A 15,472-nucleotide genomic window follows, 5' to 3' on the forward strand; every position below is an offset into this window, starting at 1 on the left:
ACCCCCTCCCGCGCGGCCTGTTTCGCCGCCGTCTACGCTCTGTTGCGGTCGTCGGCGGATGTCGCGGATCACTGGGTCCAGACCGACCATGAAGCTGGCATCAAAAGCCAGCGGAATGGTGTCCCGGGCCAATCCACCCGCATGGGTCGGCGGGCCTGCGCTACTCACGTCGCCTCATACGTCGCCACTCAAGGCACCGCGCTGCTTCTCGGACGACTGGTCCTCCAGCTGCGTCTGCGGCCGTTGTGTGTCGCCCTCGCGCTTGCCTTGTCGGCTACCACTCACTACATCGCCGACCGGCGCTGGCCGATCGTGTCCTCGCCGACCGTGTCGGCAACGGACGATTCGCGCGCCTCACCGACCACGGCATGAACGGCGGCTATCTGCTCGACCAGGCGTGGCACCACGGCTTCCAGACCTGGGCCGCAGTCGCCGCATCCGGCTGATCACCGGACGACAGCCCAGTCTCCCAGCCTGGCCACGTATTCCTCCCAACGCGCCAGATCGATCGTCAACAGGCCCTTCCGGTGAAACCCTCCGATGGACATCCCCTCCACCAGCCGCTCGGTCCGCTGCCGCCCGAGCCGAAGTCCTTGGGCGAGATGGTGTCGGCTGATCCGGACCACCACCTCCCTGGCCTGCCCACCACCGTGCCGCAGTTCATTGCGGACCAACGGACGTACCAGTCCGGCCATCCGCACCTCGGGGTCGTCTAACCCCTGCACCAGATGCAGTTCCTCAAGCCGCGAGTTCAGGTACCGGAGCCACGAGAGCTCCGTCCGCGAATCGTCCAGGTATTCCTGGAACCACGCCGCCCGCCCGATGGCCACCCGGCTAGCCGTATGGGCAACGACCGTGGCCGTACGCGGGGACTTTCGGGTGCGCATCGCCGACTCCCCGAGGAAGTCACCGTCGATGCGGAACGCCTGGAACCAGGACCTCTCTGCCCGGGTCTGGACGATCTCGAACACTCCCTCCTCCACCACGCACACCCACTCCGACGGCTGACCCTGGATGATGAGCGTCTCACCGCGCCGGTAGTCCTCACGGCGCCACGTCCTGGTGATCTCGCTCAGCTGATCGCTGCCCACCAGGTCCTTTAGGGTGCGCCCCGGCCCCCACAACCCCTCTGCACTCACGCACATGCCCCACAGACTAAGACACGCTCCGTGGCAGACCGGTCACTTCGTGGTCGTTGCCGGATTTTGCGTCGCTTCGGCGCCCCGGTGTTAATCTGCGGAATTTTTCCTCCGCTCCTTGCACAACTTTGTCCGCGCGCGCGTACCACGGTCCGCACGCCTGCCGTGTGTCGGAACAACACACCGAGCAACTCCCCTCCAACGCAAACTCCTCGGGACGCAAGCCCCGCTGCCAGCCCCTTAGGCATCCGGCCGGCCTCGGGGTCACTGACACCATCCGGAGGTTCCCTTGCACGAATCCGTGCCAGTCGGCGACGCTTCCACGGGCACACTGTTGCCGGACCACCAAGCCGTCGTGGTGCTGGATCAGGAAGGCTTCACCGAACGGCCGAGCGCGGTACAGGCCGCGCTCAGCGCGGCGATCGGCAGGGTCGTCGACGAGGCGCTCTCCGCTGCGGGTCTCGATCACGTGCGGGACCACAAGAGGTTCGCCCGCAATACCGGCGACGGGCTGGTGTTCGGGTGTGCGCCGGGGCATCTCCCCGCCCTAACACATCCGTTCCTGGCCGAGTTGGAGTCGGCACTCGCCCGCGAGCACGTCAGGGCGGGCACGACGCCGATCCGACTGCGCGCAGCGATCAGTGCGGGACCGCTCCCGGTCGACGGCGGACCGGGTGACGGCAGCGGCACGGCCAGGAACGAGGCCCACCGGCTGGTCGATTCCACTGTCCTCAAACATGCCCTGGCGCAAGCGAATCCCGAGGCAACCCATCTCGTGGCCATCGTCTCCGACCAGGTCTACCGGGACGTGGTGCTCGCCGGGTACAGCGGTCTGCACCACAGCAGGTTCACCCCCGTGCTCGCCGCCGTGACCGGCAAAAAGTTCCGGCAGTCCGCCTGGGTGCACGTCCCCGTACCCTCGGGTGGCCTGGTCGCCCTGCCGCCCCCGAACGAGGACGTCCCACCGCACACGGCGGCCCCGGAACGCGTTCCCCTCACTGCACGTCCTCCTCACCAAGAGACCGTCGCTCAGCAGGTCCAGCAAGGGGTGGCGCTCGCCAACGGTGCCTGTGGCGATGTCAACCTCTCCTTCGCCCAGGTGACCGAGCCGGCTGTGGCCGAGGAGCGGCACCGGTGACCGCTCCCCCGACCAGTCGGCCCACCAGCCCCCCTCCGGACCCCGACCCGGACAGCACCGCACCGTACGTGGTTCAGGCTGTCCACCACGGTGCGGCGGTCTACGGCGCTACCGGCGACGTCAACATCACGTTCCAGCTGCTGCAGACCCCCGCCGACCGGTGGGGCTCCGGCGACCGGCCCGTCTCCATTGCGGCCCACGTGTTCGAGCTCGCCCTGGACGAGCTCACCCTCCGGCTCCGCTCCTACTGGCGGAGGCTGGTCGGCCCAACCGGCCTCACCACACCGCCCGACTCCCGAGGAGGTACCGACTCATGGCGCTGATTCCTCTCGTCCCCGCTGTCACCGGTGTGTTCGCTCTCGTCAGGCACCCGATGACGGACCCCACCCGGCTGTACCCGACGTGCCTGATTCTCCCCGGCGCGGGGAGTGAGGAACCGGTTGAGCTCTCTCCCTCCGATGCCTGGCAGCGGCTCTACGGCCGATACCGGGACAACGCCCTGGGCCGCCGGATCTGGCAGCACGCCATCCGGCTCGCCCAACAGGAAATATCGGGAGCCACCGACCCGACCGGGTACCCGGTGTCGGGCTGGCGGCTGGTCCTGCTCTCGCTCGCGGTACCCCGGCTGCGCTCGACGGTCCGCCGTCTCGGGTGGGAATTCGGCCTGGCCCGTGATGAGTTGGAGTCGGCGGCCGTCCTCGGCCTGCTGACACAGCTCCCCGAGGTTGATCCGGAGCAGCAAGGCGCCGAGGGCCTCCTGATCCGGTCTGCGGTACGGCACTGCTGGGCGCTGGTCACCCCCCGGCGTAGCGAGCGGCCTGTGGCCGACATCAGTACGGTGGTGGACGCCCGGCAGTCCTGCCCGGACCCGGCGGAGGAACTGGCGTGGGAGCTCTCCGTCACACCGCCGGACCGTCCAGACGGTCTCGCCGCCACCCTGTACTTCACCGCCTCGCGAGCCAATGTCGAGGGGGTCCGGCTGGGTGCCCTCGCCGAGCGCCTCGGGCTGCGGGAGGTGGTGCACCGGGCCCGACGGCCCGGACCCGGTCCGCGGGTCGGCAAACTCGCGCTGCAGCCGAGCCAGACCCAGCGATGAACGGCTACCGCACAGCTCCGCTGACGTTTCCGGAGGTCTTCGGCCTGCCGCTGGCCGTCGACCTCAGGACCGCCGCCCGCGCGTTCGGCATCTGCCGGGGCACCGCGTACCGGCTCATCGCCCGCGATGCCTTTCCCTGTCCCGTGCTGCGACTCGGCTGGCGGTACCGGGTGCCGACCACCGGTCTGCTGAGCGCTCTCGGGATCGAGCAGTCTCCCGTTCGGTCCGTCGACCTCCAAACGGGCGCCGCGCAGTCCGCGCAGTGGACGTACGAACCTTTCCCCCCTGCCCTGTTGGAATCGGAGGACTTCGCATGACGACCACCGCGACGCACGGCCGGTCCGTGCCCCTGCCGCCCACAACCGCGGAGCCCACACCGATGCCGCTCCAACTCGTGCCGTCCGGGCAGCAGCAGCCAGACAAGCTGAAGAGCTGCTTCGTCATCAGCCCCGTCGGCGACCGCCATGCCGGTGTCGGCTCCCCGGCCCGCCAGTCCTTCGAGCGCGCGTTTCAGGTGTTCGAAGAGGTCATCCACCCGGCCTGCTCGGTTCTCGGCATCGAACCCGTACGGGTCGATAAGATCTCCCCTGCCGGCCAGTTCACCGGGCAGGTCCGTCGTCGGCTCCTGGAAGCGGACCTGGTCATCGCCGATGTCAGCGGCGCAGATCCGGCCGTCATGTACGAGTTGGGCCTGCGACACTCCACCGACCGGCCGGTCATTCACCTCGGGGAACTCGGTCACCTCCCGTTCGGCGTCGCGCCGATCCCGGTGATCAGGTTCGAGCGCTCGCCCAGCGGCCTGGTCGAGGCACGGGACGAACTCACCGAAGCCCTCGCCCGTGCAATGCGCAAGGATGGCGGCCCGCTCACGGCGGCCCGCGCCCTCCACAGCAGGAACGCCCCCACAACCGAGGTGTCGCCCGATACGGGCAACGGGCCGGATGACACCGGCGAGGACTCGCCCGGTCTCATGGAGCGGTTCGCCGAGCTGGAACCGGACCTGGCGGCGATGTCCCATGACCTGACGGCAATGACCAAACTCATGGCGGGAATCGCCGAGCTTACCGAGCAGCTCGGTCCCGAGCTGCAGCGCGTCGCCCGGGACAGCAGTCCGATGAACGTCCAGCTCGCCGTCACCCAGCGCTTGGCGACGGCCCTGAGTAGCCCTTCCGCCGAATTGAGGGAGTGCGCGTGCCGATTCGCCGAACGGATGGCCGGCATCGACTCCGGCGTCCATGCCGCGCTCGACCTCTTCGAGAGCGCACCGCCCACCGTCTGGAGCGACGATGACAGGAATTTCCTGTCCCAGCTCATCGCCATCTCCGCAGCGGCCCGGGAAGGCGCCGAGACACTCGGCCTGTTCAAGACCATCATGGACGTGGTGATCGCCGTGCACCGGGAACTCCAAGGGCCTGCACAGGACATCGCTGCCGCGGTGACCCGGCTGGCGGCCGCGCTAACCATGGTGGAGACCTGGGACCGCCGGGCCCGGATCCACGCGGCCTGACGGTCACGGTGTCGGGTGCGGGGCCCGCAGGCCCCGCACCCGACACCGCTCGACCGGTCCGGCTCGGGCCACCGGCCGGAGCATCGGTGAAGGAGGAGTTCTCTTGGGGCTGCGTCCCACCCATCTCGGCTACGCGTACCAGGACCTGCTGACGGCGATCGTTCTCGTCGACGTCGTTCTCGGCCGCGCCACCTCGGTGATCGTCGACACCAAGGTCTTCCGCGACGACCGTTTCGACGATGTGACGAGCACATGGCGGACCGGGGGCCGTCAGCGGCTCCAGATCAAGCACACGGGACACGACCGCGAGCTGGCGACGAAGAGCTTCACAAGCGACCACCGGGGACTGCGCCTGGACCTGCTGATCGCGACCGTCGACCAGGACGTCCGCCGCTCCCCCGACACCACCTACCGGGTCGTCCTGCGCGACACGGATCCGAAGGACCCGGTACTAACCGCGGTCCTCAAACCGGTGGGGACGAGCAACGATCCAGGGCCTGCCGTGCCGGGTCTGCACAGCACCCGCTATCGCTTCGACGCACAGGCGCTGCGGGCCGCGGATCCATGGCGATCGATGGTCTCCGACCTGGATAACGAGGTACTCGACCGAGCCTGCGAACTCCTCGTCGTCGACGTCGGTCTCCCCGGTTGCTCTCTCGACATCCGCGACCCCGGGCCAGCCGAGCGCGTCCTGCTGCGCCGGCTCGCCGACGAACTGGGCGCGGGACGGCCGCCAAACCGCCACCGGACACCGGAGGACGTGGCGCTGGCACTCATCGAGGCCGCGAAAGCCGCCCGGGGCCTCGACGGAACGGTGACCCCGGGCGACCTCATCCCACGGCTCGGCCTGGCCGTCGACTTCGGAGCGGTCCGGGAGGGGCACCCCGTCGATCCGACGGTCGCCGTGGCACGACCGAGGGTGCTGGCGGCGCTGGCCACCGCTGCGGAGGAGGCGGCCGTGCAGGGTGGTGTCGTCGTCCTGACCGGCGGCCCGGGGAGCGGAAAGTCGTGGCTCTGTGAGCAACTCGCCGACCGGCTGTACGAGGACTGGATCGTCGCCCGGCACCACTGCTGGCTCGGCTCCACCGATTCCCACCGTGAACGCCGTGTGCTCGACGACGTCGTCATCGGAAGCCTGCTCCGACAGCTCGAATCGATCGCACCGGCGACCCTTGCCGAGATCCGCCCTCGATACGCCGCCACCCGCGAGGTACTCTCCGCCGCTGTGACCGGCATCCGTCGGGACTTCCCCGACCGGCCGGTGGCTCTCATCGTCGACGGGCTGGACCACATCGGCCGGGTCCGCGGCCGCATGGTCGGGGCAGCGTTCCACGAAGCGGTGGATCCCGGCCGCGCGCTGATCGAGGAGCTTTCGGGTCTCAGCCTCCCCGCCGGTGCGGTGCTACTCCTGGCCAGCCAGCCCGGTGATCATCTTGCTGCGGTAAGCGATCAGGACGTCGTCGCAGTGACCGTCCCTCCGCTCCACCGGTCCGAGACCCAGCACCTGGCCGAGCGGTTCGGCGTCCCGGCCGCTCTGGGATCATCGGCCGTCGGCTCGCGCGGTGGGGACCGGACCCGTGTCGCGGTGGATCTCATCCAGTCCCACTCCCGGGGCAACGCCCTGTACGCGACGTACCTGTGCCGACAAGCGCTCGGCCCGGACCCGAGTCTCAGTGGACCGGCGGGCTGTCCCGGCGCGGCCCTCGACCCACTCGACAGGCTCCGCGACGTTCCGGCGTCCGCGCGCGACCTCGACGAGTACTACACCTACCTACTCAAAGGACTCGGCCCGGAGCAGCTCCAGGCAGTCAGGCTGCTCGCCGTCTGCGACTTCGCCGTCACCCCTGACGAACTCAAGGAGATCTTCCCGCTCATCGCGCCGATGCTCACGGACGCGCTCACCGCCATTGCGCCCATCGTGGCGCAGCAACCGGGAATCGGCGGTTTGAAGATCCATCACGAGAGCTTCAGTCGCTTCGCCCGGATGGGGACCGGCAGTGCGCGATGGCTCAACCTGGTCCGGACAGCGGCAGCAGACTGGCTCACCGAACGCGGCTTCTTCACTGACACTCGCTCGTTCCGCCATCTCCCGGAACTCCTGGCCGATCTGGACCGCTACGACGATCTCGTCGCCCTGATCGGACGCGACTTCCTCGGCCGCGCGGTCGCGGGGCTCCAGCCTCCTGCCGCCATCGTCCACACGCTGGCCTTCGTGGCCCGGTGCGGTGCCGCCCACCGCGACTGGCCGGTACTCATCCGCTGCGTCGAACTGCGTCGGGCCTTCGATACCTACGAGAACGAGAACCTCGCGGGAAGTCTCGTCGCCCACGCGGACGTGCTCATCGCGCTCCTCGGGGCGAACGCCGTCGCGGCCAGTCTCCTCTACGACGGCGTTCCCACCGTCAGCGCACGGTGGGGGCTGCAGCTCTGCGCCGAGGTCGACCGAACAGGCGCACCAGCTCCATGGGAGGCCTACCTGACGGCGTGGGAGGAGACCCCCAACGACAATGTCCACTACGGTTCCGACAGCGACCACGACGTGTTCCTGGCACAGCTACGCGGCGGTCTACGGCTACCTCGTCGCCGTTCCCCGGGGCGAGACCGGACCACTGGTGACGAGGACGCCTTCGCGACCGCCGAACGCATCGCCGTATTCCTCGATCAGGACGGCTTGCCCGTTCTCCCCCGCGTCCTGGATGTCCTCCTCGACTGTCTGGGGCCGGCTGCACTCCTGGCCAGTGCTCCGATGATCGAACGCCCGGAATCCCGTTCCGCAGTTCTGCTCCACCTGGCCGATACGGCGGCCCGGAACGGCCACGGAATGCCGTCGCCCCGCACGCTGGCGGTGGCGGCCTGGGCGGCTCCCGAAGGCGAGGACCCACGGCGGCTGCTGCAGCACGGCGTCGCTAGCGCCGACCTCGCCGCCGATGTCCTCGGCACGGACATCGGCGGGTGCCTTCGTGCGGCGACCGAGGAAGCATTGAACTACCCTTCCCCAGCCTGGGCCGGGTCGGTTCGTCGCTGGCTGATGCTCGTCGCGGTCGCCCAGCAGTGCGATGCCCAGGCTCCGAACCGGCTGCTCCCGCTGCTGGACGGACCGGGGTTCTTCCGCGCGTGGCTGAGGTTCGCCGTTGCGGTCGTCGGTCTGCGTCGGCAGGTGGAGCAAGGGGCGCTCACACCGGAGAACGCGTCCACCGCCGTCCGTGTCGCGCTCGACCGCCTCGCCCGGGCGGCCGAGCCGTTCACGGGCAAGCCCCGTGCGTGCGACCTCTGGTTCATCCACGACGACGTCCATGACGTGTTCCTCGACGCCGCGACGTTGCTCGTCGAGGGCGACCTCGAAGCCGCGCTGGGCTCCCTCATGCACATCAGTGAAGGCACCACCACATCACTGTCGGGAATGGGCGCCTCCGGTCCGCTTGTCACCACCGACCTGCTCGCCGTACTGAGCCGCACCGTCGACCACACCGGTGCCGCCGTCGTCCACCACCTCATGGGCCGGCTGCGCGACGAACACGCAGGCCAACGCTGGCTGTATCCGGAAAGCGCGGACTTCGAGCTGGGCATGGCCCGAATCAGTCTCCTCGCGAACGACACTGCGGAAGCCCGAGCATGCTGGGAGCGGGCCGCCCATTACATGGCCGCATACGGAAGTCACAAGGACGCCACCATCTATGAACTACTCGACCCGATGTCGGACCTCGCAACACTCGACCCCATCAGGACCCGGGCCAGACTCGAACAGGTCCAACCACTCACCTACCTGGTCGCCCACCACACGGACGGGCGCAGCACCTCCGGAACCCCTCACGCCTGGTGGCGTCTCCTCGCGGACATCGACCCCCAGAGCGCCGCGACACTGGCCGCAGAGATGCTTCTCACCGAGCCCGGACTCCCCGACGCGTTCTCGGAGGCTGCACACCGTCAACTCCTCGTCAGCCAAGCCAGCTCCGCGGATGCGATCGTGTTGGCGGCCCTGAGAGTCGCCGCCGGGTCACGAGGCCGCAGTCACGACCTGGACACCGCGTTACTCCATCGGCTTGCCGAGTTACCGGCCAACGATCGGGCAAGGCACGCGAACCTCCTGTCCATCCTCGCGAACGCGATCACGAGTACGTACGACGACCAGCCCCTCACCTACGCGCCGGAAGAGACCGGTCCTGATCCGGCAGGCGCACTCCGCAACGCCGCGCACCAGCTCGCCGGCGACGGGGCATCTCCGCTCTCCGCCATGGAAAAGCCGGACGATCCGCCGAACCGCGAGAAGCCCTCCCCCGACGCCGTCGGCCTCCTGGATTCCCCCCAGCACCCGACACTGCCACCGAGCACCGCAAGTTTGATCGCCGCCGTCCGGGACTACCACGGCACGTCCCGTCGATCCGGGACGACCGCGCCCCGATGGTCGATCGACGCCCTGACGGATGCGATCGGCCTGCGGCTCATCGACGTTGCCGCCAACAGCGGAACCGACGCCGCCGTCCGACTGATCCACCACATCGCCGACGAAATGGACCTTTTCGACAGTGGCGCACTCCTCACCGGCCTAGCCGCCGGCCTGGCGTTGCGTGGCAGTATCGGCGGCGAACCAGGAATTCCGGAGCGTCTTGCCGCGATGGCCCTCACCCTGGCGTTCACGAGGATTCGAGGCCGCGGGGGCTATCTCACCTTCGCCGGCCGCGACCGGCTGGACCTCTGGCAGCGCGCTCACGACCTGGATGCGGCCACCGCCGCCGACTGTCTCGCCCACCAAGTCGCCGAAACCGTCTCCGGTGCCCAGTACGGCACTACCGGCGTCACCCAGGCGGTCGTAGCAGCCTTCACCGTTCGTTCCCCCGGGACGGCGGAAGCTCCGACCATCGGTGGGCCCCTCCCAAATCACAGCGCGTTCGCCTGTTGGGACGAAGCGTTCGCCGTCATCGCGAACAGGCTGCCGGGCGAGATCGATCTTGGCTCTGGCGCCTATCGGTCGCCTTGTGAGCCGGGCGGGCAGCATGACATCGATGTGGCACTGTGCCTCCTCGGTATCTCAACAATCGCCACACCTGAACGCTCGGGCCAGCGCCGCGGGCTGCTTTCCGCAGATGTACTGCTTGCCGCTCGTCCGACTGCGGCTCAGACGGCCATGGCCCGGGTGCTCGGCGCCGACCTCGGCGCCGGCCCTCTCGGATGGCTGCTCCAGGTACTGCACGACGGACCGCTGGAGGAAGGGCTCGACGACAGTCTCGTCGATCGGATCTCGGCCCTCGCACGCAGCACGATGCTTTCGGTCCGAGCAGATGCCACCCGTGTGCTGGAAGCCGCCGGCCGTCCGGTACCCGACCCGCCGGCCACGCTGGCGCATCCGTTCCTCACCCACGCCCTCGCCTACGGACAGCCCAAGGAGGAGCCATGAACCCGAATGTCCACGCGCTCGCCGAAGCGATCGTCGAAGAGCACCTCGGACAGCGGTTGGACCAAGGCAGCCGGGTTCCGGGTCTGCGTGAAGCGGTGATCGACCTCGTGGCCGACGCGTTCTCAAGCGAGGCGGAGCAACTTATGCACGCTCAGCTAAGGCTCCTGAACCGGCCCGGCAGCACGGACTTCCCCGATGCATACCTAGCCGACGAATCAGCGGCAGAAGATGCGCTCCAGCGCGCTGCCGCCGGTCTACGGGTAGCACTCGCACAGTCCGGAAGACTGGTCGAAGCCCGTCGATTCGAGCGCGCGCTGGCCGATCGACTACGTGATGACCCACGCCTGGCCCTCCGCGCCGAACGTGCACGGGTACCACGTCCGCTGACCCGCCCAGTTCCTCTCAGATGGTCGGTCGATCCAGCACCGTGGTACCGGGACAGCGGCATCGAGGAAGGGCCCTGGCCGCCCTCCGGTGCTAATGCCATAGCGGGACTTCGGCGCCTGCCGGGCGGAGCATCGGCCCTGGCTCGCGTCACTGACGGCCCGTACACGGGGTGGACACAGGTCGCGATGATGGAACGGCATCGCACACCCGCCAGAAGCCATCCCCCGTGCCCTGCTCGCCAAGTCCTCGTCGCGGTAGGGCTCGAAGTCGGCCCGGACGACCCGTCGCTACGGTCCCTGCCATTCGCGCGGTCTCGGCATCAGGTGTGGACCGTGCCGTGGCAGCAACTGGATCCGACAGCCTCCCCCGCTGCGGTCGCGGACGGCCTTTCAACTGGGAACTGGCCACTGACGGCGCTTACCAACGCTGGCCACACCGATCCGTACCACCCACGCACTGGTCTCGGCTCACCCCCGTACGGGCTCGCCCCGGTCCTGGCCGCCGTCGTGGCACTCAGACTTCAGCCGACCAAAGGCCTCTGCGGTTTCAGCCTCAGCGACGAGAGCGGACCGGCAGCCATCGGACGCCACTGGCGCGGACACCTCGTCCACGACGGCAATTACCAGCCGCTGAAACCGGCAGTCGAAGGCACCGATCTCCTGGTCCGCCCCGACCTGTTCTCCCGGCTGTGCGGAGCCGTCGGGTCCGCACGCCTGCATACCGGCATCTCGGTCAGCTTCCAGGCTGAAGCTGGCGATGATGACGAATGACAGGTCGGCTCACCGAGCGCTGTGCCAGCATCTGGCACTTCAGCCGAGTCGAACAGCCGCCCTTTTCTGAGTAGGGGTCCTCTGTGACTTCGCAACCACGCCGTACTTACACCAACGCGACGATCGCCGGGCTCATGGCTCTCGCCCGCGGCGCGTGCTACTGGCCAGATTGCGGTGAACCGGTCATCCGCATGGTCGGCCCCGCGCCCATGCTCAACCTGGAGATCGCCCACATCCGAGCGTTCGAGAGCGGTGGTTCTCGGTTCGACCCGTCCTGGACCGTCAAACAGCGCAACAGCTTCGTCAACCTGATACTGCTGTGCACACCGCATCACAAGACAGTCGACGGCCCTCGAAGCGCCGAATACCCGATGGAACTGTTGGAGGCATGGAAGCGCGACCGGGAGGCTGAGAGTCAGGATGCGCTGGCGGGACTGCGGAACCTCGGTGCGGCCGATCTGCTGGCTATGTTCACCGACCTCCGCGACGACATCGTCGTCGCGTTGGAGCAGATCGCCCGGTCCGGACCAGCGATCCTCGCCCGTCTGGATACTCGGACCGACTTCCCGGCGGGCCTGCTGACCTTGAGCCCACGGGCACGGGAAGAGGCACAGGACCTGGTGCAGTCGTGGCCGGCGGTGGAACAGGCGGTAGGACTCCTTCAAAGCTGCCCGACAGAGCGCGGAGCGCTCCTTCAACAATGGGCCGGCCGGTTTCCGAGCTGGCTGGAGCAAGCGCCCCCGCATGCTTTCGCATGGCTGGCCCAACTCGCGTCGGATTACGACGCCCACCGGGCCTCGGTCACGTTCTTCCAGCGTTGCATCGACGATGGCGGCTTCCCACGGGACCAGTGGGTAGCACTGACAGCACAGCAGCTCAGTGCGGCCGGGGCAGACCAGGATGCGCGTGACTTCCTGGTCGCCCACAACAATCCCAGCTCACCTCTGCTGCTAGGCCTACTGGCGCTGTTCGACAGCGACTGGAACGCGGCGTCGGCCCACTTCGAGCTCTGGCAACCGGCAACCCCGACCGGCCAGGCCCTCAAGGCCGGCCTTGAGGGCCTGGCCTTCACCGCCGCAGGGCAGGACAGCGTAGCCCTGACCCGGCTGCGCACCGCCTACCGTGACGGTACCCGATCTGGTATCCAGATCATGATCTCTCGCATCCTCCTCGACCGGGCACGCCGAGGACGGAGCGAGCACCGACTCGCCGACGCGCTAGAAGCCTTCACGTTGGCGATCAAGGCCCGCGACGCACGTCGTATATGGTTCGGCGACAGCGTGGAGCCCACAGTGGTGGCAGCGCAGGCAGCCCTGACCTGCGGAGATGTGGCCGCCGCGTGGGACCTGACCCAAGAACAGCCTGGCGGGCAGGCTCTTGCACGTGAGGCACGTGATACCCGGCTACTCGAGCAGCGGGCACTTCTCGCCGCGCTCACCGGCCGCCACGACGAAGTCCTACGCCTCCAGAGCCAAGTCAAGAGCGCCTATGTCAGGGCTCAAATAACAGCTGTGACCGTGGAGCGGGAAGCAGACGGTCAAACCGAGGCCCCCCAGGTCCACGCCGCCTGGCAAGCCGTTTGGCGCGCGGCCACCACTGAGCAGGAGCAGCTCAGTGCCGCGATGGCGATGGCTGAGTGTGGGTCGGAACCGGCCGACCTGCACCGTCTCGAAGACACCTACCCCGAGATCGTCACTGAGATCAAACTCATCGCCCGGGCACTGAGATCGAGCTCCGCCGGCGATCTCTCAGTGCTGCGCGCCAACGTCACCAAGAGCCGGATGATCGTAGTGATGCTGGCACAGCGCTATCAGATCATCGGCCAGCACGATCTGCGGGCACGCGCACTGCGCTCGGGCGCCGAGCACTGGCGGGACGCCCTCCTCATGGCCATGGCAGCCGACGCTTACCAGAATGCCGACATGCCGGCACAGACGAAGGAGTGTGCACAGGCTGCCCTGGCACTCGCCGGTCCTGGCTGGGCCGCCCAGAGCAGGATGTATGCGCTCTTGGTCTCTGCAGAGCTTTCCGAGGGCAACACAGACCGGGCGGCCAACGCAGCGCGCAGCATACTCATGCGCGATCCGCACGACCTCGACGCACGGTGGGCATTGGCCCACTGCCACGCGGCTCGCGGTCTGATTGAGGACGCGTGGAACGTCCTGGCCTACCAAGGGACACCCATCGAGCCCCGGACCGAACATGAGGCCCTGCTGTGGGTGAATCTTGGCACGAGACACTCCAGCGACGTGGACTTCGCCAGCCAAGCCCTGGCCCTCATGCAGCGCTGGCCCGACGACGAAGAGCTCCTCGGCAGCTGCGTCATGGCCTTGCACATGAGTGCCGCCGGTAGCCCGGAACGCTGGTCCGAGGACTGCGGCAACCAGCTCAGAGAAGCCACCACCCGATACCTGGAACGTTTCCCGAACAGCTCCCGGTTCCGGGCCGTGCAGGTGGGGCCTGACGACGATCCACTGGTCAATATGGCCAACGAACTGAAGCAGGCACACGAGAAGGCCAAGAAGGTCCGGGACAAGGTCCTCGCGGGAGAGCTGCCTCTGGGCGTCATCACGTGGGTAGCCGGTCGCAGCTACGCCGAGGCGAGCCTGCGCCGCGGCGCAGGCTGCGTCTATGCGGGCGATGCCACCGTCGGCGACGCGGCAGCTGAAGCGGTAGCTGCGGCGCTGTCCCTTCGTACGGTCATCGATTCCACCAGCGCACACACCGTGGCCCTGCTGGATCCGGGCCACGCCGAGCTTCTGCTCGGCAGTCTGGAGGAGGTGGTCACTACCGACCAATTGTTCCAAGACGCCCTTCAGGCCGAGGAGTTCCTGACGCTGCAGAGCGATCTCAGGCTGAGCTGGGACGAGACGGGACAACAACCAAGGGTACATGTCGAAGATGCGAGTGAACTGAAACGCCTACGCTCCACTTCGAATCGGCTCGTCGAGATCTTCGCCTCGGTCACTCGGGTTCCTCGTCCCGAGCTGCGCTGCTTTCCGCTACCTGGCGGGCAGAGCACGGCGTGGCTGACCGCCCCCGACTATGCGAAGGAGCATGGGCTGGTCCTGTGGGCCGACGATCGGGTCCTGCGCTCCATGGCCCTAGCTCAGGGTGTCCCAGGGTTTGGTACCCTCGACCTCCTTGACGTCATCGCCGCCACCGGCCGACTCAGCGCACACGAGGTCCTTCTCATCAAGGCCGATCTCCTCCGGAACTACTACGTCGACATCGCCTTCTCCGCAGACCTGTTCACAGCCGCAGCCCTTGCCGACAGGTGGCGCGCCTTGGGCGTCGCGTTCGCCCTTTCGCGCCCGCAGGCGTGGACGCGACCTCAGGCGGCAGCCTCCTTCACGCTGGACTGCATCGCGCACATCAGCGAGCAGCACCCGCAGGACATCGGCCAATGGCTGGCCTCCGCTTCCAAGGGCCTCGCTCTGGCGTCGCCTCCTGGTGCAGTGAACCAGAACCTCACGGCCTTGGTTTGGCAGACCCTGAACCAACCATGGGTCACCACCTCGTCGCTTCCGTTCATCCTGCCCGGGCTCCGATACGGCATTGCGATGCGCGACGACGCCGGCAGTCCTCTGGAGGACGCGCTCGGACAGTTCTACGCCGCACTGGTCGACAACTTCGGTCACGTGAGGGCCGCCAACCGGCTCATGAGACTTTACGAGCTCGCCCCCGACGTTGAGAAAGCCGCCGCCGCCCGTGTCGTACTGACCTACCACGGAAGCTGATCTCTCCTGATGGGATGGAGGAGTCCTCGTCGGCCGGTGCCGATGCGGCCGTCGATCCACCTCGTTCCAGATGACCGGAACGGCAGGAAGCCGCGTCCTCTCCCCGGGGCCAGCGAGAGCTACCGACTGGCACCCGAGCACCCGCGCCCGGCATTGGTGGAGCTACGCCGGACCACCTGGCAGCGGAGGTTTGGATTCGACCAACGCTGCTAGGCAGTGTCGTCAAAGTGATCTTGGCTAGTGGATCATGGTGTGGTGATACGTCGCCATGAACTCTCCGATGCCGAGTGGGGCTTGGTGGAG

General features: G+C 68.0%; 9 protein-coding genes. 8 read left to right on the forward strand and 1 reads right to left on the reverse strand.

The window, feature by feature from the left end:
- Positions 1-446: 446 nt before the first annotated feature.
- On the reverse strand, positions 447-1,091 hold the full coding sequence (locus AB0O82_RS35110; protein ID WP_363588528.1) for a cyclic nucleotide-binding domain-containing protein: 645 nt from the start codon (positions 1,089-1,091) through the stop codon (positions 447-449).
- 403 nt (positions 1,092-1,494) lie between these two features.
- Here AB0O82_RS35110 and AB0O82_RS35115 point away from each other — a divergent pair, with 403 nt between their 5' ends.
- From AB0O82_RS35115 to AB0O82_RS35150, 8 genes are all read left to right on the forward strand, one after another.
- Positions 1,495-2,277, forward strand: coding sequence for a hypothetical protein (locus AB0O82_RS35115; protein WP_363588530.1), 783 nt, complete (start codon positions 1,495-1,497; stop codon positions 2,275-2,277).
- Positions 2,274-2,600: a hypothetical protein gene (locus AB0O82_RS35120; RefSeq protein ID WP_363588532.1), complete on the forward strand. Its 327-nt coding sequence runs from the start codon at positions 2,274-2,276 to the stop codon at positions 2,598-2,600. Before AB0O82_RS35115 ends, AB0O82_RS35120 begins: the two co-directional genes overlap by 4 nt.
- 50 nt (positions 2,601-2,650) lie before the next feature.
- Entirely contained in the window at positions 2,651-3,373 is a 723-nt protein-coding gene (locus AB0O82_RS35125) for a hypothetical protein (protein WP_363588534.1), read from the forward strand.
- The gene (locus AB0O82_RS35130; RefSeq protein WP_363588536.1) at positions 3,370-3,690 is read left to right on the forward strand and encodes a DNA-binding protein; all 321 of its coding nucleotides are present in this window, start codon (positions 3,370-3,372) and stop codon (positions 3,688-3,690) included. Before AB0O82_RS35125 ends, AB0O82_RS35130 begins: the two co-directional genes overlap by 4 nt.
- A complete protein-coding gene (locus AB0O82_RS35135; RefSeq protein ID WP_363588538.1) occupies positions 3,687-4,880 on the forward strand; it encodes a hypothetical protein in 1,194 nt (397 codons plus the stop codon). Before AB0O82_RS35130 ends, AB0O82_RS35135 begins: the two co-directional genes overlap by 4 nt.
- 103 nt (positions 4,881-4,983) lie before the next feature.
- Positions 4,984-10,272 (forward strand): AAA family ATPase, encoded by a 5,289-nt coding sequence (locus tag AB0O82_RS35140; RefSeq protein ID WP_363588540.1) that lies wholly within the window; start codon positions 4,984-4,986, stop codon positions 10,270-10,272.
- Complete coding sequence (locus tag AB0O82_RS35145) at positions 10,269-11,429, forward strand: hypothetical protein (RefSeq protein ID WP_363588542.1); 1,161 nt, start codon at positions 10,269-10,271, stop codon at positions 11,427-11,429. Before AB0O82_RS35140 ends, AB0O82_RS35145 begins: the two co-directional genes overlap by 4 nt.
- 134 nt (positions 11,430-11,563) lie before the next feature.
- Positions 11,564-15,169, forward strand: a complete 3,606-nt coding sequence (locus AB0O82_RS35150; RefSeq protein ID WP_363588544.1) for a tetratricopeptide repeat protein — start codon at positions 11,564-11,566, stop codon at positions 15,167-15,169.
- The last annotated feature ends 303 nt before the right edge of the window (positions 15,170-15,472 follow it).

It is taken from the genome of Kitasatospora sp. NPDC088264, assembly GCF_040685715.1.
In the GTDB taxonomy this organism is placed as follows: Bacteria; Actinomycetota; Actinomycetes; order Streptomycetales; family Streptomycetaceae; genus Kitasatospora.